This is a genomic window from Erythrobacteraceae bacterium WH01K (assembly GCA_027941995.1).
GTDB lineage: Bacteria > Pseudomonadota > Alphaproteobacteria > Sphingomonadales > Sphingomonadaceae > CAJXSN01.
The window spans coordinates 1,480,254-1,498,443 of the sequence record CP115966.1 but is presented as its reverse complement, the minus strand read 5'-3'; the positions used below and the strand labels follow the sequence as shown (position 1 = coordinate 1,498,443).

Here is an 18,190-nt window from a genome sequence, read left to right as displayed (position 1 = left end):
GGAGGACCCAAGTGAAACACGAATTCGCCTATGAGGAAGCGCAGCGTCACCTCAAACAGCGCAACCGCTTCGCCGCGCTGTCAGCCGTGCTGGGCCTTACCAGCCTGCTGGCGGTCGGCGCGGCGGCGACGCGCGAGGAAAGCGTCATTTTGGTGCCTGTCACGACCGAGCGCCTGACGCTCGGGAGCGGCGGTACCGATGCGCACTACCTCGAACTCGTAACCCGCGACACCGCGCTCATGCTGCTCAATCGCGCACCCGAGAGCCTCGACTACTGGATGGAACAGGTCCTCAAGGTGGCAGATCCGTCAGCGCACGGGAGCCTCAAGGCCGAGCTCGTCAAGATCGTCGACGAGCAGCGCGGTTCGGACATCAGCCAGGCCTTCGTCATCTCGCGGATGGAGGTCGACGCGCAGGCGCTCACCGCTGTCGTCACCGGCACGCTCAAGACCTTCGTCGGTGCGCAGGTGATCGCAAGCCAAGAGCGCAGCTTCGAATTCAGCTGGAACCGCCGCGGCCTCAGTCTCGGCCTCACCGGCTTCCGCCAGCTCCCAACCGAAAACGAGGAGGAGAACCCATGACACTCCTATCCCGCCCCTTCCCCGCCGCGCTGACCAGCGTTGCGCTGGCAATCGCCACGGCCGCCTACGCTTCACCGGCACATGCCGACCAGTTCGTCGAGGCCGCTGATGGCGCCGCGATCGACTGCGTGCTCGCGCGCGGCGCGCTGACCCGTATCGCCCTCATCGAGGACGGTTTCGCCAATGTCTCGAAGATGGCGAGCGGTTTTCCCTACAACGATTTCGAGGTGACCCACGAGCCGGTGCGCGGCGACATCTATGTCTCGGTGCCGCTGCAATATGCGAGCGCCAAGGTCAGCTTCTTCGCGACGAGCAGCGCGGGCTATGTCTACAAGTTCACCTGCCGCGTCGAAGGCGAGGAAGCGAGCCAGCTCTTCGTCACCAATCCCGCGCTCGCCAAATCCCAGGCGAGTGAATGGGAAGGCGCAGCAGTGACGCGCGACGAGGCCGCGATCCGGCTGATCGAAGCGATGGCCAGCGATGGGGTCCTGCCGGGCTTCCGGGCGCGCGCCGAACTCTCGCGACCACGCCGCACCGACAGCCTCGAAGTGCAGCAGGTCGCGGAATACGAAGGCGCCGAACTGATCGGCCAAGCCTTTACTCTCCGTAATCTTGGCCCGGCACTCGTCGACCTTGCCGGTGAGCGCGAGGCGCCCGCCGGGGCGCTGGCCTTTGCCTATGGCCGCAACTCCCTCGAGCCCGGCGAGAGCACGCAAGCCTTCCTTGTCTTTACCAAGGGAGGGCTCAAATAATGGCCGATACCGACACAAGCTATACGCCCGCGGCAGCGCCAAAGGACGAGACGCGCGGCGAAGCCCGGCGCGATCTCAACCGCACGGTCGCGCAGCGCCAGAAGCTGTTGCTTGCCGGGATCGGCGGCGTGGCGCTCATCGCCGGTTCGATGTTCATCTTCGGCGGCGAGGATGAAGCGAGCGCCGACGGCGCGGGCGCAACCACGATCGAGACCGGCGCGCTGGTCAATCGCAATCTCTCGCAGCGCGAATTCGTCGCCACTTACGGCAACCGCCTCGATGCGCAGGGCAAGGCGATCAAGGACCTGCAGGAGACCCAGCTTCCCAGGGCTTCGATCGAGCAGGAGCTCGAAACGCTGCGGGGCGAGAACGCGCGGATGCTGAGCGACGGGCAAGCTGCGATCGATGCGATCTCGGCGGAGAACGCTGCCTTGCGCTCGGAACTCGAAACCGTCCGCACCAATCCCCCAGTTGCGCCGGTGGCCGCAGTCGATCCGCGGGCTCCGGGCTTCGCTCCCGGACCGCTCGAGCCACCCAGCGAACGCAAGGCAAGCCTGCTGAGCTTCTCAAACGACAAGCCGGGCACCGCCAAGGCCAAGGCAACCGAAAGCGCGCCGGCGCTGCTGCTCGAGGCAAGCCGCGATTACCTGCCGCCCAACAGCTATGCACCTGCCACCGTAATCGTCGGGGTCGACGCCTCGACCGGGGTCACCAGCCAGAGCGATCCGCTGCCCGTGGTGCTGCGGATCACCGGTCCGGCGCGCTCGGTGCTGCAGGGCAACAAGCTCCTCACCACCGATCTCACCGGCTGCCTCGTCAACGGCGCGGCGCGAGGCGATCTCTCGGCCGAGAAGGTTTACGTCAAGCTCGTGCGCATGACCTGTGCGCAGCCCGGCGGACGCTTCGCGGTGAGCGAAGTGAAGGGATTCATCGCCTTCGCCGGCAAGTCGGGCGTGCGCGGCAATGTCGTCAGCCGCGAAGGCAGCCTCGTCAGCCAGGCGCTGCTCGCCGGAATCGTCGGCGGCTTCGGCCGCGGCTTCTCGGCCAATGCCAACGGCATCTTTGCGCAGCCTGTCGGCAGCGACGGCAAGCGCGACGCGCTCTCGCCGACCGACATCCTCGCAGGCGGCCTGGGCCAGGGCGCGGGCGAAGCCGCCGACACCGTCAGCAAATACCTCATCGAACGCGCAGAACAGTACCAACCCGTCGTCGAGATGCCGACCGGCATCGCAGTCGAGATCGTCTTTCTCGACGGCGTCCATGTCAGGAGCACACCCCAATGAACTACTCGAACCAGCGGCCCGGCCTCAAGGCGCGCGCCGCGCACATATCGCTCGCCGCCGCCAGCGCAGCAGCCCTCCTTACAAGCGGCGTCGCGATCGTAACCGCCATGCCCGCGCAGGCCGCGATCACGCGAGATGTGGTTGAAGCGCTCAAGCTTCGTCTGCCCAGAACGCCGATCGACGCGCTCGATTGCACGACATTCGCGCCATGGTGCGAGGTCGTCTCGGGAGAGACGCTGTTCTACATCGACGAAGCGGCACGCTACCTCTTCGTCGGGCGGCTCTACGACATGGAGGAGCGGCGCGACGTGACTGCCGCGCGCCTGCTCGAACTCAACCCCGACCTGCTCGCCGCCGGCGCAGCCCGCCACGCCGGCGAGGACACTGGAGGGCGCCATGACGTTGCCGAAACCCGCGACAGGCAGGTCGCGACGCATGTCGATCTCAAAGCCCTTCCCAAGGAAGGCGCGATCCTGTGGGGCAATCCCAAGGGGCCGAAGCTGGTTGTCTTCTCGGATTTCCAGTGCGGCTACTGTAAGCGGCTCACCGGCGAACTCGAGAAGGCAGGCGTTCTTGTAGAGGAACGGCCGATCTCGATCTTCGGCGCATCGAGCCGGCGCAGGTCCGAGGCGGTGCTCTGCGCCGCCGATCCGATCGGGGCGCTCCATGCCGCCTATACCGGCAAGCACCTCGAACCGCGCGCCGCCTGCAAGAAAGCAGCTGCGCTCGATGCCAACGAAGCCTTTGCACAGGCCAACGGCTTTGCCGGAACCCCGGTAATCGTCCGGGCGCGCGACGGTGCGGTGCTGCACGGCTACCGTGATGCAAAGACACTGCGCGCCTTTGCCAATGCCAAGACCGGATCGAAGCAATGAGCGGCGGTGCGACCCGTGTCGGAGCGACGGCAATTCTCGCGTTGATGATCGCCGGCTGTGCGACGCTTGGCGGCAACGTCAAGGGCGACTTTTCCTGCCGGGCACCGGAGGGAAGCTGCGCGCCGACCTCGATGATCGACGATACCGCGACCCGCGTTTCACAGGCAGAACGGTCCGGTCATGCCTCTGCGGGAGCGCACAGGGCCGGTGATCGCGGATTGCGGATCGTTGTTGCGGGCTACCGCGACGGGACGGGCCACATCCACGAGGCCCGGGTTGTTCATGTCGTGCTGCCCGATCGCGCTGCCGAGCGCTGGCGCGCGCCGCGTTCGACCGGCGACGTGCTTCGCGCACTGGCGCGTCCGGCTGAAGCAGAAGTCGCCCCGCCCGCCGCCGCAGAAGCAATTCCTTTTCAGCTTTCCAATCCGTCCCCCCAGCAGCCTCCCGATGTCCTGGTCATCCCCTCGCAGGATCTGACGGAGCTGCCCGGCGCCAAAGCGCCGGACCCCGGGGCACCTGGTCGTCCCCCCTCCCCCGGCCAGGTGCCCCACCCCGTTCTGCCCGAAGGAGAGCCCAAGTGAACCTCTCGCTATCCTCTGCGCGCGACGCGCTTCTCGCTGGCCTGTTCGGCGATGCGAAAAGGGGCGATCATGCGCAGCCGCGTTTCGCGCTCGACATGCTGTCGGACTGGCTTCCGTACCGAGTCTATGACGAGGGCCCGGGGCTCTACCGCAACGCGCACTCGAAGGGCTTCATTCTCGAAGTCACCCCGCTCATCGGCGCCGACGAGCGGACAGGTGAGATCCTCGGCCAGTTCTTTTCCGAGAGCCTGCCGCAAGGCGCCTGCCTCCAAGTGCTGAACTTCGCGTCCCCGCGCATCGGCGCCATCGTCGGCCCGTGGTTCGCACCGCGCTACGAGCAGGGCGGGATCTACGAAGCGATTGCGAAAGCCCGCACCAACCGGCTCTACGATCTCGTCTGGAAGTCGGGCTCGGCACACGCGCCGTTTCATGCACGCCATGTGCGTCTGGTGCTCTCGCTCGGCGTTCCGGTGCCCGGAAGCGTCACCGATGCAGAACTCACCGAATGCCGCGACGGGATGTCGGGGATGCTGAACTCGCTCGGCCTTGCATCGAACAGGCTCGAGCCCGCAGGCCTCCTCGCACTGGTCGACGAGCTCACCTCGCCGACCACCGCGCGCGAACCCGATCTCACCCAATGGAACCGCGAGGACACGCTCGACGCGCAAGCGATCCGCCGCGACATCGAACTCGAAGTCGAGGACGACCGGCTGATCTTGCGCACCGAGCGCTTCCGCGAGACCGGGCGCTCGCGAGATGGCGTGCCGCAGGTAGGTGAATGCTATCCCGACCGCTTCGATATGCGCCATTACGGCGTGCGCTCTACCCCTGAGCGCTGGGCACCGTGGGAATGCGCGCGGCTCATCGGCGACATGTTCACCGACAAGCTGCGCTTTCCCTGCCCGGCTGCGACCATGCTGTGCCTGCATTATCCCGACCAGGAAGCCGCCTCGGCGCGCGCAGGCTACAAGTTCATGCGCACCACCAGCCTGTCGGAGACCAAAAGCGCGCGCTTCCTGCCCAAACTGTCGGAGCAGTCGGCAGAATGGAGACACGTCCAGGCCGAACTCCAAGCGGGCAAGAAGCTCGTCAAGCTGTTCTATGGTCTCACCACGATCTCGCCGCTCGGCGAAGGCGATGCGCATGAGCGCACGGTCAAGGCGATTTACAAGGCGGCCGGATGGGACCTTGCCGACGAGCGCTTCCTCCAGCTCCAGGGCCTCGTCGCCTCGTTCCCGTTGAGCCTCGCCGATGGTCTGGTCCACGACCTTGCGCGGCTCAAACGCTTTCGAACCATGCTCTCGACCACCGCGGCCAATATCGCCCCCCTGCAGGGCGAGTATCTCGGCGGCACGATCCCGCACCTGCTGCTGCTCGGACGGCGCGGCCAGCCCTTCTTCTGGTCGCCCTTCGAGAACAAGGCGGGCAACCACAACATCGCGATTTGCGGGAAGTCGGGCTCGGGCAAGTCGGTGCTGCTGCAGGAGCTATGCGCCGCGCTGCGCGGCGCTGGCGCCAAGGTCGTGGTGATCGATGACGGCCGGAGTTTCGAGCACTCGATCAAACTTCAGGGCGGCCGCTTTGTCGAGTTCACGCTCGCCTCGGGATTCTCGCTCAACCCGTTCTCGATGGTCGACGATGCAAGGGCGCATCAAGACGAGGATTACCGGCTCGACTGCTTTGCGATGATCAAGGCGATCGTCGGCCAGATGGCGCGGCCAAGCGCCGCGCCCTCTGACACCGAACGCGGCCTCATCGATCGTGCAGTAACACAGGTCTGGAATGCGCTCGGCAGCGGGGGCGCGATCGACGACGTCGCGCATGCGCTCCATCAGAGCGAGAACGAGGCGGGCAAGGACCTAGCCACAGCGATCGCGCCCTTCTGCCGCGGTGGCAGCTATGCCGGGTTCTTCTCGGGGAAAGCGAGTTTCGCGCTCGAAGACGATTTCACTGTCTTCGAGATGAGCGACCTCGCGTCCCGCGAGGAGCTTCGAAGCGTTGTCCTCTCGGCAATCATGTTCATGACCGGTCAGGCGATGACGCGCTCGTCGCGCTCGACCAAGAAGCTGCTGCTGATCGACGAGGCCTGGGCGATGCTCAGGGGCGGTTCGATGGGCGAGTTCGTCGAGACCTATGCCCGCACCGCGCGCAAGTATGGCGGCGCGCTTGCGACCGCCACCCAGTCCTTGAACGACTATTACAAGTCCGATGGCGCGCGGGCCGCGCTCGAGAATAGCGACTGGATGCTGGTGCTCCAGCAGAAGCCCGAGACCATCGCCGATTTCCGCAAGGAGGCCCGGCTCGACATGGACGACCGGACCGAGACGCTGATCCGCAGCCTCAAGCGCTCGGGCACCGAGTACAGCGAGATCTACCTCAAAGGTCCCGAGATGGAAGCCGTTGGACGCCTGGTGCTCGACCCACTCTCGGCAACCATCTTCTCCTCCGATCCTGACACCTATGCCGCAATCCACCGCCATGTCGAAAACGGCATGCCGCTGGAGCGCGCAGTCGCGCTGGTCGCAGGTGTGGAAGGAGGCATGTGATGGTGCTCGAGACCACCACGCTCGTAGATCGCGTGCCGCTTCCGTCAGTCAGACAAGCCCGCGACAAGCACCGTGCGATCGACTGGCTGGCGCTTTTCCAGGGCACCTGCCTGGTGCTGATCAAAACGGCAAGCTTCGCGGCGAGCACGCTGCTGCTGGTCCTCGGCCTGCCGCTGTTCGTGTTCTTGGCTGTAGCAGGCTGGGATCTCACGGCGCTGTTCGCGCAGCTCGGCAACCTCGCCGATCACTACCGCACCGCCGATCCGATCGCGCGCCGCTTCTTTGCCCAGGACCTCCAGATCGCGTTTCTCATCGCAGCCGGCGGTCTCGCCCTGCTGCGCCTGCCGGCCTTCCTGCGCCGCCTCGACCGCCGCCTCTCCGAAGGATCTTCTCGCCATGGATAAACTCAACCTCCCGCTGCGCCTGCTTGGCCCGAAACTGCTTGCCGTAGCCTTGCTCGTTGCTGCGCTCTTGTGGGGCGCGTGGCTTACCCAGCAGGTCACCAGCGCCCCCAAGCAGCGGATCGTCACGGTCCGGCTTGCCGAGACCATCGGCACCTTCGTCGAGGAGGCCGCGCGCGCCGATGCCGATCCGGCGGTCGTCCAGGCGGCAAGCCTCGCCTATCTCAAGGCCGCCGAAAGCGCCGTTGCCGACATGGGCCATGACGGCCGCGTGGTGCTGGTTGCCGAGGCCGTGCTCGCGGGCGCTGCCGACGACGCAACCTCCGAACTCGAGCAGCGCATTGCGGACAAGCTCGCCGGGGAGAAGCAGCCATGAGCCTGACCCGCACGATCCGCCGTTCGCTGCTGCTCTCGGGCCTCGTCCTGCTGCCGCTCGCCTGGGCGCCGCTCGATGCCTTCAGCAAGGACCACGCGTTCCTCATCAATGCGAGCCCGAGCCTGCCCAACTGGGCGTTCTGGCTCGACAAGCACGCGCCGATCGAACGCGGCAGCCTGATCTTCTTCGAGCCGCCGCAAAGCGAGCTGCTCGAAAGGCATTTCGGAAAAGGACCGCAGATGTTCGGCAAGCGCGTGCTTGGCATGCCGGGCGATGTCGTGCGCCACGAGGGCGATGCGGTCTTCATCAACGGGAAGCAGGTCGCGAGCCTGCTCGAGGTCACCCGCCTTGGCGTGCCGCTTACGCGCGGTCCCGAAGGCGCAATACCGGAAGGTTGCTACTACACCGGAACCGACCATCCGCGCGGGCTCGACAGCCGCTACGGCGCAATCGGGTACGTGTGTCGCGGGCAGATCCTCGGCAGCGGGAGGGCAATCCTGTGATGCGCTCCTTCCTTCCGCTCGGCGCCTTTCTCCTCGCTGCGCTCCCGGCCAGCCTGCAAGCACGAGACTACGGCCAGCGCGGCGCGGTCTTCCCCGTGATCGAGCGCGACCTGCTCGAACAGATCCATACGCGCCTCGCGCAGATGGAAAATTCGGGCGAGACCGCCCGCCTCAATCAGGAGCTCAAGCGTCGCACGATCGCCCGCGTAAACCGGCCCGAACCGGTTGCCGGCCTCACTCGCGCAAGCGCAAGCCGTAGCTGGGCGTTCGACCCGACGATCACGCTCGCCGCCGATATCCGCGGGGCCAAAGGCGAGCTCATCCATGCCGCCGGAACCCGGGTCAATCCGCTCGACAGCGTCAAGCTGCGCTCCGACCTCCTCTTTCTCGACGGCGACGATCCCGCGCAAATCGCCTGGGCGCTCAAGCAAGATGCCAATGCCAAGCTCATCCTCGTGAAAGGCGCACCGCTCGAACTGATGAAGGCCCGCCAGCGCCGTTTCTATTTCGACCAGAGTGGCAAGCTGACGCAAAAATTCGGTATCAAGGCTGTTCCCGCGCGGGTGCGCCAGAACGGGCGCTTCCTCGAAGTCAGCGAGATTGCGCTGCCGCGCCGGAAGGCACAGCCATGACCGGAATCCGCGCCTTCCTCGTACTCTTCACGGCGATGCTATCGCTGGTCTTCTCATCACCCGCTTCGGCCGATGCCGGCCCGGGCAAATGCACCGGGCAGTTCGTAAACCCGATCACCGACATCTGCTGGTCGTGCCTGTTCCCGATATCGGTCGGCGGGCTCGAAATCTGGCCCAGCAATCGCCCCGATCCCGACAATCCCGACCTGCCAGTCTGCCTGTGCGGGCTTCGGCCCGGCATCGCGATGGGGTTCTGGGAGCCGGTTCGGCTCGCCGATGTCAGTATGAAGCCGTGGTGCTTCGTCAACCTCGGCGGGATGAAACTCGATCCCGGCTTCGATATCGGGTTCCGCTCAATCTCGGGTCCTTCGGCGGTGGGCGGCGCCAGCCAGTATTATTCGAGCTGGCACGTCCATTGGTATGCCTATCCGCTCATCTACTGGATGGAAATCGTCGCCGACTTTCTGTGCCTTGAGCCAGGTTCGATCGATATCCTCTATATCTCAGAGATCGATCCGCTGTGGCAGGACAGCGAACTCACCGCGATAATCAATCCCGAAGCGGTGCTGTTTGCCAACCCGCTGGCGCTCGCCGCCTGTGCGGCCGATTGCGCTGCATCGACCGCCAATTTGCCGCTCGACGAGATGTTCTGGTGCGCGGGCTGCCAAGGGTCGATGTACCCGATGAACGGCAATGTCTCGGCCTCGATCGGACATGTGCAGGCCTCGCGGCTCGTGCTCTCACGCTTCGCCTACAAACTCCACCGCGAGCTGGTCTCGTGGGGGACGATGGGTTCGAAGGGTCTGTGCGGCAAGTACCTCATGCCGGTGATGCGCAAGCAGCAATACCGCTTCCAGACCACCAACCCCAACCCGGCGACCAAGGGCCGCTACGCCTGCCCGCCCATCGGCGCCTCAACCACCTTCCAGTCCCCCGGACAGGTCATCCCCGCCATGGGCGAAGACATGGGATACCTCGTCTGGCGCAAGAGGAATTGCTGCGCGCTATGAGAAACGCTTTCCCCATACTCGTTGGCCTGAGCCTCGTGATCGCTGCCGGATTTGCCGCAGCTTCTGCGCAGGATGCCGGGCCCGACCTTGACCTCGCTGAGATCCGCGCGCGCGCGGCCGAACATGCCGCCGACGCCGAGGCGCTCGCCACATCGGTCAGGACAAAAGCGGATGCCCTCGCAGACGACGCGCGCGCCGCTCAGCAAACGGCTTTCGACAATCGCGCAGTCTATGCCGAGACTGCGCAGGCGACCGCGAATGCCGGGCCGCTCGATCTCGATGGCATGATCCGCGCCCAGGCCGATGCGGAAGTGGCAGCGATGGGCGAAACGCCCCGGTTCATCGCGTTTGCCTCCTTGGCAATGCCCGAACCCTCATTGAAGGCGCTGGTTCGCGATGTCTCGAGGGCCGGCGGCGTCACCGTATTGCGCGGATTTCCGCAAGGCGACAGCGCGCGCTTCAAGAAGCGCATCGCCGCTATCTGGAGCGATCGCGATGATGCCGGCGCGCTCGGGATCGACCCGCGCCTGTTCCGCGCCTTCGATATCAAGGTTGCCCCGAGCTTCGTGATGATCGCGAGCGATTTCAGCCCCTGCGACGGGTTCGACTGCAAAGACGTCTTGCCGCCGCACGACCGCATTGCCGGCAATATCAGCGTGGCCGAAGTGCTCGACACCTTCGCTTCGGGAGGCGGTCCGGGAGCGCAGCTCGCGCGCCTCCATTCCCGCAGGCTCGAAGGAGAACGGCCATGAGGCTCATACAATCGCTTCGCATAGGACTGCTCGGTCTTCTCGCCGTCGCCGCGCCCCTTTCCGCGCAGCAGCAGGACGCGCGGGCCGATGGCAAGGCCTTTGGCGAAAGCCTGCGCGGCGAAGCGCAAGAAGCTGCCAGATCGCAGCCCAATGCAGCAAACCTGCCCAACTACGACCGCAACGCCGTGCGAAACCTGGAAACGCTCGCCGACGATCCCGACCGGATCGAGAGCAATGCGGCCTCCGCTGTCACCGGACACCAGGGCTATCGGGCAATGCGCGACAGCGTAGCCAATCGCGCGCGCTTCGATCCGAACGAGATCGAGGACGTCATCGCGCGCAGCCTCGCCATCAACGAGACCCCGCTCGACTACACCAGCGGCATGGATATCTCGGGCGGCCAGGGCAATTGTGTCCCCCTGCCGCCCGGCTCGGGCACGGCGGGAACCTATACCGCGACCTGCAACACCGGCACGCGGATCGACCAGTCGGCGGGCCAATGCGCGGTGCCGCTCGTCGCCAACGTGACCCGGCGCCAGCAATGGCACTATCTCTGCAATGAGACGAGCACAGTCTATGGATATCCCTGGTGCTCGGCATTCGATGGTGGCTCGTGCCGGATCACCGGGTATCGGCCCGGACCCTGCCTCCAGTGGCGGCAGGACCAGTTCTACAGATACTGCACCGAACCTGGCGACCCCATCGCCGAAATCACATGCGACACTCCGGATGCACGCTACACGCCCTATGCGGTGACCACGGACAGCACGGTCGATACCTTTTCCGACGAGAGCCAGTGCACCGGATTTGCCGATAATGGCGATTGCGCGCTCGACGCAGAGATCTGCACCGATGCCGATCCCCAAACCCGCGTGGTCGACGGCGTCTCGGTTACGCGGCCCTGCTGGGAATGGCAGCGCAGCTACACCTGCACATCGCGCGAGGCGGCGAGCGACTGTTCGGACATCGAAAGCCAGGGCACTTGCCGCTTCATCCGCGAGGAATGCCTCACCGACGAGACGCCTTGCGAGACCTGGGAGCGCATCTACGAGTGCCCGCTGCCTGAGGCCAATAGCGCCACGCAATATGTCTGCGACGGCGATGTCTATTGCATTGACGGTAGCTGCGAGACGATCGAGCGCACCGCCAATGACGAGTTCAAAGATGCGGCGGTCGCATTGCACGCCATGGACGAGGCGCGCGGCCAGTTCGATCCGAACACGCTGACGCTGTTTCGCGGCACGCGCAACACATGCTCGTCCAAGGTCTTCGGCGTCCTCAATTGTTGCAAGGGCAAGGGCTTCCCGCTCATTCCAGGTATTAGCCTGCTGGTCGCGCTCGGCTGCAACCGCGAGGAAGTGCTGCTCCACGAACGCGATGCGCAGGGGCTGTGCGCCTATGTCGGGACCTATTGTTCGGACAAGTTCCTTGGCGTCTGCCTGACGAAGAAGAAGGTCTATTGCTGTTTCGAGAGCAAGCTCTCGCGGATCCTGCAGGAACAGGGCCGCAAGCAGCTCCCCAAGCCATGGGACAAGCCCAAAGAAGAACAATGTGAGGGGTTCACTCTCGACGAGTTTGCCCGGCTTGATTTGAGCCGGATGGATTTCAGCGAGGTCTATGCCGAGTTCACCGAGGCCGCGCGGCTGCCCGACGAACTCGAGACCAGCATCCTCATCCAGCAGAGGATCGAAGATTATTACGCAAGGGGCGGCCAATGACCCATCTGCATCACCTCACGGCGCTCGCGCTCGGCATAGCTGCCCTGCCCGCCACTCTGGCCCAGGCGCAGGAGCGGCAGGACACAAGATCGACCACCGCTGCCGACGCGCTCTACTGCCAAGAGCGTAGGCTCGGCTACTGGTTCTACTGCGTGAAGCCCGCTCCCATTGAAGAGCCACAACAGCCTGAAGCCGAGCCGGTCGCGGCCAGCCAAGAACTCGACGCGATCACCTCCGAGCTGCGCGAACTCAAAGCGCGCGCGATTCTCTATCCGACCGAAGCCAATGTCGCGGCCTATATCCGCTTTCAGCGCGCGCAGCTCGACCGCGCCTCGCTGTTCTCCGATGTCTGGCAGCGGGCGATCTGGCGGGACCCGGACCTCGACTACACGCTTGAGCGCCCCGTCGGAGCGGTCGCCAAGAAGCAGTGGCAGGATGCCCGCAGCGCGGAGCGCGATCACGTCATGGCAACGCTCTCGCAGCGCTACGGCCTGTTCTATTTCTTCAGTTCGACCTGCGGCCCGTGCGAAGTGATGGGCCCGATCGTCAAAGGCGTCGCCGACCGATGGCGGATTACCGTACGCGCGATCTCGACCGATGGCGGACCCTCGAGACACTTTCCCGACTATCGGGTCGAGACGAACCAGCGCGGCAAGCTTGGTCTCGAAGGCAAAGCCACCCCCGCCCTGGTGCTGTGGGACAGCGTGACCAAACGCCCGATTCCGATCGGCTACGGCGTGCTCTCGGCCGACGAGCTGCAGGACCGCATCTACCTTCTCACCTCCAAGGAAGCCGGACATGATTACTAGCATCCGCAATGCGGCATTGACCCTCGCCGCCGCCAGCATGGTTGCCTCACCGGTCGCCGCGAATGTTGGCGACAGCATGGACCGCTTCATGGATGACATGGGGGCGGCGGCGAATGTCACGGGCCCAACCGCCTTCGAAGGCCAGTCGGCGGGATATTACAGCCTCGGCAATGTCTGGACACGCTTCCCTCAGAAGACGACCAACATCGCCAATCTCCAGCTGCCGCGCGTAAGGGCGGGCTGCGGAGGCATCGATATCTTTGCCGGGTCTTTTTCCTTCATCAATGCGAGCGAGATGGTCGCGCTCCTGAAAGCCGTCGCCAACAACGCGGTCGGCTTTGCTTTCAGCCTCGCGATCGACACCGTCTGTCCCGAGTGCAACAAGATCATGCAGGAGTTTTCGCAGAAGGCTCAACTCATGAACAATCTCTCGATCAACTCCTGCGAAATGGCGCAGGGGCTGGTCGGCGGCATCTGGCCCAAGGGCGATCTGGCCGACAAGGCAATCTGCGAGGCGATCGGCAATTCGGAAGGGATCTTCACGGATTACGCCGCAGCCAAGCATGGCTGCGGCACACGCGGACAACGCGCTTCAACCAACGACAGCGCCGGCACCGACTATGCTGACGTCAATCCCGGCGTCGCGCGCAACTACACCTGGCACGTCCTGAAAAAGAGCGCCTTCTTCAATCCCGGCGGCACTTTCGACCGCGAGCTTGCCGAATACGCCATGACGCTGATCGGCACGGTGATCTATGTGCCGCCCAAGGACGACGAGGCAGGCAAGTTCGTGCCTTTCGCAGGCGATGCTTCATCCACCCTGGTGAGCGCACTGCTCGACGGGACGCAGGGCCAGACTGTTCGCGTTTTCCGCTGCGACGAGACCGATCTTTGCCTCAATCCCACCTTCGAGCAGATGAGCCTATCGAATGCAAAGGCCATCCGCCCGCGGGTCACGCTCCTGATCGGGAACATGGTCGATGCGATCCGGGCCGACACCGCGATCGGCAATGCCGAAAAGGAATTGCTGCAGGTCGCCTCGGTCCCCTTGTACAAGATCCTTACCGTCCAGGCCGCCTATGGGCGCGGAATGCCGACTGACGACCGCGACACGCTCGCCGAGATCGCCAGCATCGACCTGCTCTATGCCATCCTCGACCGGATCGTGTCGGAAGCCGGGCGCTCGATGGCGAGCTTCATCGCCGCCGACGAAGCCAAGCTCGCGATCTGGCGCGGCCAGGTTGCTGAGGTGCGTTCGGGGCTCGTCCAGCGACAGGCCACCGGACAGGCCAAGGTCTCCGCTATCATGCAGATCATCGAGAAAACGGCGATGATCGAGAACGCCCTTGCCGCCTCGATGTCGCCCTCGATGTCGGCAGCGCTCGACTGGTCGCGCGGGCTCCAGTCGCGCTCGATTATCCCCTGAGGCGGGCACCATGGTCGAGATCTTCACAACCGGCGGCGGCGAATACATCGTCAATGTCTTGAACGCCGTCGCCGCGTGGACCGGGGCCGGTGGCTACAAGAGCCTGATCCAGGTGGCGCTGGTCATGGGCATGGCGCTTGCGGTCATTGTCGTCGCGTTCAACCAGGACTGGCGCGCCTGGCTCAACTGGTTCCTCGGCGCGACACTCATCTACATGTGCCTGATGGTGCCGCGCATGGATGTGCAGGTCACCGACCGTGTCAATCCGAGCCTCGCTCCGGCGACAGTCGCCAATGTCCCGCTCGGGCTCGCGCTCATGGCAAGCTTCACCAGTCAGGCAGGCGACTACCTTACCCGCTCCGCCGAGCTCGTCTTCGGCCTCCCCGACGATCTCAACTACTCGAAGAACGGCATGATTTATGGCGCGCGCCTGCTCGAAGCGACACGGTCCCTGCGCATTGCCGATCCCGAGTTTGCCGCCAATTTCGACGAGCATGTGCGGCAATGCGTGTTCTACGACCTGCTCCTCGGCCGCTACTCGATGAAGGAACTGTCCGAAAGCAACGATATCTGGGCGACGATTGCGCCCGGCAGTGCCGCGCGTGCACAGCGCTTCGTAACCCGGCAGGCGGATGATAGCGTCACGGCCACGATCATCACCTGCCGCGAAGCATACACTGCGCTCTCCAACCAGTGGGCCGGGCTTATTGATGAGATGACACGGGTCGCCGGGCGCCAGCTCTACCCCCGGCAGACCGAGGCGCTCGCGACGGCCAAGCTCATTGCCGACCTGCCGATTGCCTATCAATACCTCACCGGCGTCTCGAAGGATGCAAGCAGCATCTTCCGCCAGGTTCTGACCATCAACGCCATGAACCAGGCGATGCATGGCTTCGCCGGAGCAAGCGGCGCATCGAGCGTCGATGTGTTCGCGCAGACCCGCGCCGATATCCAGACCGAACGGACCTATTCCTCGATCGCGCATAACGCGATGAAGTGGGTCCCGATCCTCAATGTCGTCCTGACGGTCGTATTCTACGCGCTCTTTCCGGTGCTCTTCCCGCTGTTCCTGATGCCCAAGACCGGACCGATCGCACTCAGAGGATACGTCACGGGCTTCTTCTATCTGGCAGCCTGGGGGCCGCTGTTCGTCATCCTGCACATGATCCTGATGCTCAAGGGCGCGAGCGATGTGGCGGCAGCGGGCGGCGCAACCGGTCTCAGCCTCGCGACCTTCTCCGGCATGACCGACGTCAACAACGATATCGGGATCCTGGCCGGCTACCTCGTCGCATCGATACCGTTCCTTGCAGGCGGCGTCGCCAGGGGCGCGCTCGCAATATCGGGCCAGGCAACCAGCTACCTCAATCCGAGCCAGAACGCGGCAGAAGAGGCGGCGCGCGAAGCGAGCACCGGCAATATTTCGCTCGGCAATTCCAGCCTTGAGAACTCGAACGTGTTTTCGCGCCAGTTTGCGCAAGCCAGCCTTGCTCCCAACATTGGCTACGGCGCCGCGCAGACGCGAACGACGGGCGAAAACGGCACCCAAACCACCGGCTTCCCGCAGGCCGAGTTCGCGACTGTGCCGACCTCGAGCTATCCGTTCACACCAACGCTAGGGCAGGACTTCTCGAGCCGGCTTGCGACCATGGCGAGCCAGAGCCGCGGCCAGAGCGAGACATTCTCGAACCTTGCCCAGCAATCGACGAGCTCGGCTGTCACCCGCTTCAGCGAGTTGCGCGATGCCTACACCCGCTCGCGCTCGAACGAGAGCGTCAGTGGCACGTCAACGAGCGACAGCATCGGCAGCGCCTTCAGCGAAGTCGACAACGCCTCGAAAACACTCCAGCAGCAGTTCGGGCTGTCGCGCCGCGCGGCCGACGACATTACTGTGTCCTGGTTCCTGAACGGGGATGCCGGTCTCGGGGTCAAAGGAGAACGAGGCTCGATCAAGGGCACCCTCGGGTTAAAGGGTGGTCGGAACCAGACCTGGACTGACAGTGATATCGGGATCGCCTCCGAGGATCGCTCGCGCATCATGGGCGCGCTGAGCCAGATCTCGGACAGTCGCAGCTGGTCGAGCACGCGCGAAGGCTTCCTGCGTGAAACGAGTTCGAGTTCGGAGGCGCTGGTGTCAAGCAGCTCGGCCGGGATCACCACGTCGATCACCGAAGCGCAGAGCTACACCCGCGAAGCGCGCCGAGCCGAGGAGATCGCCAGCCGCCTCGAGAACCAGGCAAGCTGGTACGAAAGTGCCAATGCCGCAGGCACGCTCAACCTCAGCCAGGCCTATCGCGAATGGGGCATGGCGGAGATCGATGGTAACCGCGACTACTATGGGCCGGTGCGCTTCGACGACATCGATTTCCAGATGAGTGCGCGGGGCCAGAAACTCCAGGCGCGGTTCGTCGAAAGCTATGCGAACCAGCTCAATGCCGAGATCTCAGATGACCTGGCTCTGCCGCCCTTTGCGTCCGTCGCTCGACCCGCTGTGAGCAGCGCAGATGGCGTGCGGGGATCGGTACGGCTTGGCGGGGTACCAGGGAGCCTTGGCGCCCCCTCAAGCGAGCGTGAAGACATCGCCCGGAATGTAGGTCGGGTCCAACAACAAGGGGACCGGCGGATCGGGACCGTCAAAGGATACCTCGATGGCAAGACTCGCGATGCCAAGGGAGCCTCGGCTGAGGCGGCCGACGATGTGAAGGAATGGTAGCTCAGATCAGCCCGTCGTAGATGATCACATAGATCAAAAAGGCGAGGAACAGGACCCCGAACAGGATCAATCCAAGCTTGCCCCACGGGTCAGCCCAGGTCTTTTTCCAGGTGTAGGAAGTGAGACGGTTCTCGGCGATGGCCCGATCTACTTCGCGGAAGCCCTCCCAGCCCTCCTTGCCGCCCGGGGGTGTGTCGTCTGGATCGTTCATCGCTCATTCTCCTTCACAAGAAGGGAGCCGCCCTCTCCTCTTCTCAGCCCCATCTTGTTGCTGAGAAAATAGCCGAAAATCATCGGAAAAGCGAGCACGGTATCTTGGCTTGCAGGCCCGAAAATGAAAGGAGTTGGCATGGCAGGAAGATCACCTCAGAATAATGTCTTCGATTTTCACGCAGGAGTTCTCCGACAGAAGCAAGGCAAACGGCGCGGCCTTGCGCTGCTTGTTGCCGGAGGCTTACTCGTTGGCATTCTGGGCGGCATTCTTGGCATCTACTGGCCTTTTGGTTCGGCGATCGCTGAGGCACGAACCAAGCACAGCTTTGCCGTTTGCGGCATGGTCAGGCGCACCTGCGTTGTCGATGGCGACACGATCTGGCTCGAAGGCGTGAAGATCAGGATCGCGGATATCGACACGCCTGAAATTTCGCAGCCAAGATGCGATATCGAATACGATCTCGGCATAAGGGCACGCGACAGGTTGGTGGTTCTGCTCAATCAGGGAGAGTTCTCCGCCGTTCCAATCGGTAATCGAGACGAAGACCAGTACGGTCGTAAGCTCCGTGTCCTGATGCGCGATGGCCGCTCGATCGGCGACCAATTGGTCGCGGAAGGACTAGCACGAACCTGGTCCGGACGCAGGGAGCCATGGTGCTGATGCGCATCTGGCCGGACAGTGACGATCCCTTGCCGGGCAACGAGCGGGAATGGAAATTGAAGCTCGAAGCATGGCTGCTGGGTATTCCGATTGTCCTTATGCTCATCGCAGGCATCGGGTCACTCTTCTGATGCTCACCCGTGATCAGGAGCTTTGGGGCATGGCGCTGTGGGTGGATAAGCACCATGGCGACGCCGGAGGTGAATTCATTGCGTCGAAGATCGATCAGCTATACCAGGCCGGCGAGCAGGACGGGGCAAGACTTTGGCAGAATGTTGCCCGTCGCTATGAGCAACTTGTCGAGCGCAGGACCTATTCCTGATAGAACCTTGAGGATCTCTAGCGTCGACTGACTGCA

20 protein-coding genes are annotated in these 18,190 nt (G+C 64.1%); 19 read left to right on the top strand and 1 reads right to left on the bottom strand.

What is annotated here, in order from left to right; genetic code table 11:
• The first annotated feature begins 11 nt into the window (after nucleotides 1-11).
• Genes PF049_07425 through PF049_07350 form a run of 16 tightly spaced genes read left to right on the top strand, consistent with a single transcriptional unit; the run spans nucleotide 12 to nucleotide 16,958 of the window.
• Nucleotides 12-581: a type IV conjugative transfer system protein TraE gene (locus PF049_07425; protein WBY15450.1), complete on the top strand. Its 570-nt coding sequence runs from the start codon at nucleotides 12-14 to the stop codon at nucleotides 579-581.
• Nucleotides 578-1,333: a type-F conjugative transfer system secretin TraK gene (locus PF049_07420; GenBank protein ID WBY15449.1), complete on the top strand. Its 756-nt coding sequence runs from the start codon at nucleotides 578-580 to the stop codon at nucleotides 1,331-1,333. Before PF049_07425 ends, PF049_07420 begins: the two co-directional genes overlap by 4 nt.
• Nucleotides 1,333-2,616 (top strand): TraB/VirB10 family protein, encoded by a 1,284-nt coding sequence (locus PF049_07415; GenBank protein ID WBY15448.1) that lies wholly within the window; start codon nucleotides 1,333-1,335, stop codon nucleotides 2,614-2,616. The genes PF049_07420 and PF049_07415 overlap by 1 nt, the downstream gene beginning before the upstream one ends.
• Nucleotides 2,613-3,491 (top strand): DsbC family protein, encoded by an 879-nt coding sequence (locus PF049_07410; GenBank protein WBY15447.1) that lies wholly within the window; start codon nucleotides 2,613-2,615, stop codon nucleotides 3,489-3,491. Before PF049_07415 ends, PF049_07410 begins: the two co-directional genes overlap by 4 nt.
• Complete coding sequence (locus tag PF049_07405; GenBank protein ID WBY15446.1) at nucleotides 3,488-4,072, top strand: hypothetical protein; 585 nt, start codon at nucleotides 3,488-3,490, stop codon at nucleotides 4,070-4,072. The genes PF049_07410 and PF049_07405 overlap by 4 nt, the downstream gene beginning before the upstream one ends.
• Nucleotides 4,069-6,618 (top strand): type IV secretion system protein TraC, encoded by a 2,550-nt coding sequence (gene traC, locus PF049_07400; GenBank protein WBY15445.1) that lies wholly within the window; start codon nucleotides 4,069-4,071, stop codon nucleotides 6,616-6,618. Before PF049_07405 ends, traC begins: the two co-directional genes overlap by 4 nt.
• The gene (locus PF049_07395) at nucleotides 6,618-7,022 is read left to right on the top strand and encodes a hypothetical protein (protein ID WBY15444.1); all 405 of its coding nucleotides are present in this window, start codon (nucleotides 6,618-6,620) and stop codon (nucleotides 7,020-7,022) included. Before traC ends, PF049_07395 begins: the two co-directional genes overlap by 1 nt.
• The gene (locus tag PF049_07390) at nucleotides 7,015-7,395 is read left to right on the top strand and encodes a TrbI F-type domain-containing protein (protein WBY15443.1); all 381 of its coding nucleotides are present in this window, start codon (nucleotides 7,015-7,017) and stop codon (nucleotides 7,393-7,395) included. The genes PF049_07395 and PF049_07390 overlap by 8 nt, the downstream gene beginning before the upstream one ends.
• Nucleotides 7,392-7,898 carry a S26 family signal peptidase gene (locus PF049_07385; GenBank protein WBY15442.1) on the top strand — a complete coding sequence of 169 codons (507 nt, stop codon included), beginning with the start codon at nucleotides 7,392-7,394 and terminating at the stop codon, nucleotides 7,896-7,898. Before PF049_07390 ends, PF049_07385 begins: the two co-directional genes overlap by 4 nt.
• Nucleotides 7,898-8,530 carry a type-F conjugative transfer system protein TraW gene (gene traW, locus PF049_07380; GenBank protein WBY15441.1) on the top strand — a complete coding sequence of 211 codons (633 nt, stop codon included), beginning with the start codon at nucleotides 7,898-7,900 and terminating at the stop codon, nucleotides 8,528-8,530. Before PF049_07385 ends, traW begins: the two co-directional genes overlap by 1 nt.
• The gene (locus PF049_07375) at nucleotides 8,527-9,540 is read left to right on the top strand and encodes a TraU family protein (protein WBY15440.1); all 1,014 of its coding nucleotides are present in this window, start codon (nucleotides 8,527-8,529) and stop codon (nucleotides 9,538-9,540) included. The genes traW and PF049_07375 overlap by 4 nt, the downstream gene beginning before the upstream one ends.
• On the top strand, nucleotides 9,537-10,292 hold the full coding sequence (gene trbC / locus PF049_07370; protein WBY15439.1) for a type-F conjugative transfer system pilin assembly protein TrbC: 756 nt from the start codon (nucleotides 9,537-9,539) through the stop codon (nucleotides 10,290-10,292). Before PF049_07375 ends, trbC begins: the two co-directional genes overlap by 4 nt.
• Complete coding sequence (locus tag PF049_07365; GenBank protein WBY15438.1) at nucleotides 10,289-12,010, top strand: conjugal transfer protein TraN; 1,722 nt, start codon at nucleotides 10,289-10,291, stop codon at nucleotides 12,008-12,010. Before trbC ends, PF049_07365 begins: the two co-directional genes overlap by 4 nt.
• Nucleotides 12,007-12,819 carry a conjugal transfer protein TraF gene (locus PF049_07360; protein ID WBY15437.1) on the top strand — a complete coding sequence of 271 codons (813 nt, stop codon included), beginning with the start codon at nucleotides 12,007-12,009 and terminating at the stop codon, nucleotides 12,817-12,819. Before PF049_07365 ends, PF049_07360 begins: the two co-directional genes overlap by 4 nt.
• Nucleotides 12,809-14,245, top strand: coding sequence for a conjugal transfer protein TraH (locus PF049_07355; GenBank protein WBY15436.1), 1,437 nt, complete (start codon nucleotides 12,809-12,811; stop codon nucleotides 14,243-14,245). The genes PF049_07360 and PF049_07355 overlap by 11 nt, the downstream gene beginning before the upstream one ends.
• Nucleotides 14,166-16,958 (top strand): conjugal transfer protein TraG N-terminal domain-containing protein, encoded by a 2,793-nt coding sequence (locus PF049_07350; GenBank protein ID WBY15435.1) that lies wholly within the window; start codon nucleotides 14,166-14,168, stop codon nucleotides 16,956-16,958. Before PF049_07355 ends, PF049_07350 begins: the two co-directional genes overlap by 80 nt.
• A gap of 1 nt (nucleotide 16,959) precedes the next feature.
• On the opposite strand, the gene PF049_07345 is transcribed toward PF049_07350, so the two are convergent.
• Complete coding sequence (locus PF049_07345; GenBank protein WBY15434.1) at nucleotides 16,960-17,169, bottom strand: hypothetical protein; 210 nt, start codon at nucleotides 17,167-17,169, stop codon at nucleotides 16,960-16,962.
• A 123-nt stretch (nucleotides 17,170-17,292) separates the two neighbouring features.
• Here PF049_07345 and PF049_07340 point away from each other — a divergent pair, with 123 nt between their 5' ends.
• Genes PF049_07340 through PF049_07330 form a run of 3 tightly spaced genes read left to right on the top strand, consistent with a single transcriptional unit; the run spans nucleotide 17,293 to nucleotide 18,154 of the window.
• Entirely contained in the window at nucleotides 17,293-17,832 is a 540-nt protein-coding gene (locus PF049_07340) for a thermonuclease family protein (GenBank protein WBY15433.1), read from the top strand.
• Nucleotides 17,823-17,963, top strand: coding sequence for a hypothetical protein (locus PF049_07335; protein WBY15432.1), 141 nt, complete (start codon nucleotides 17,823-17,825; stop codon nucleotides 17,961-17,963). Before PF049_07340 ends, PF049_07335 begins: the two co-directional genes overlap by 10 nt.
• A complete protein-coding gene (locus tag PF049_07330; GenBank protein WBY15431.1) occupies nucleotides 17,963-18,154 on the top strand; it encodes a hypothetical protein in 192 nt (63 codons plus the stop codon). Before PF049_07335 ends, PF049_07330 begins: the two co-directional genes overlap by 1 nt.
• Nucleotides 18,155-18,190 lie beyond the last annotated feature (36 nt).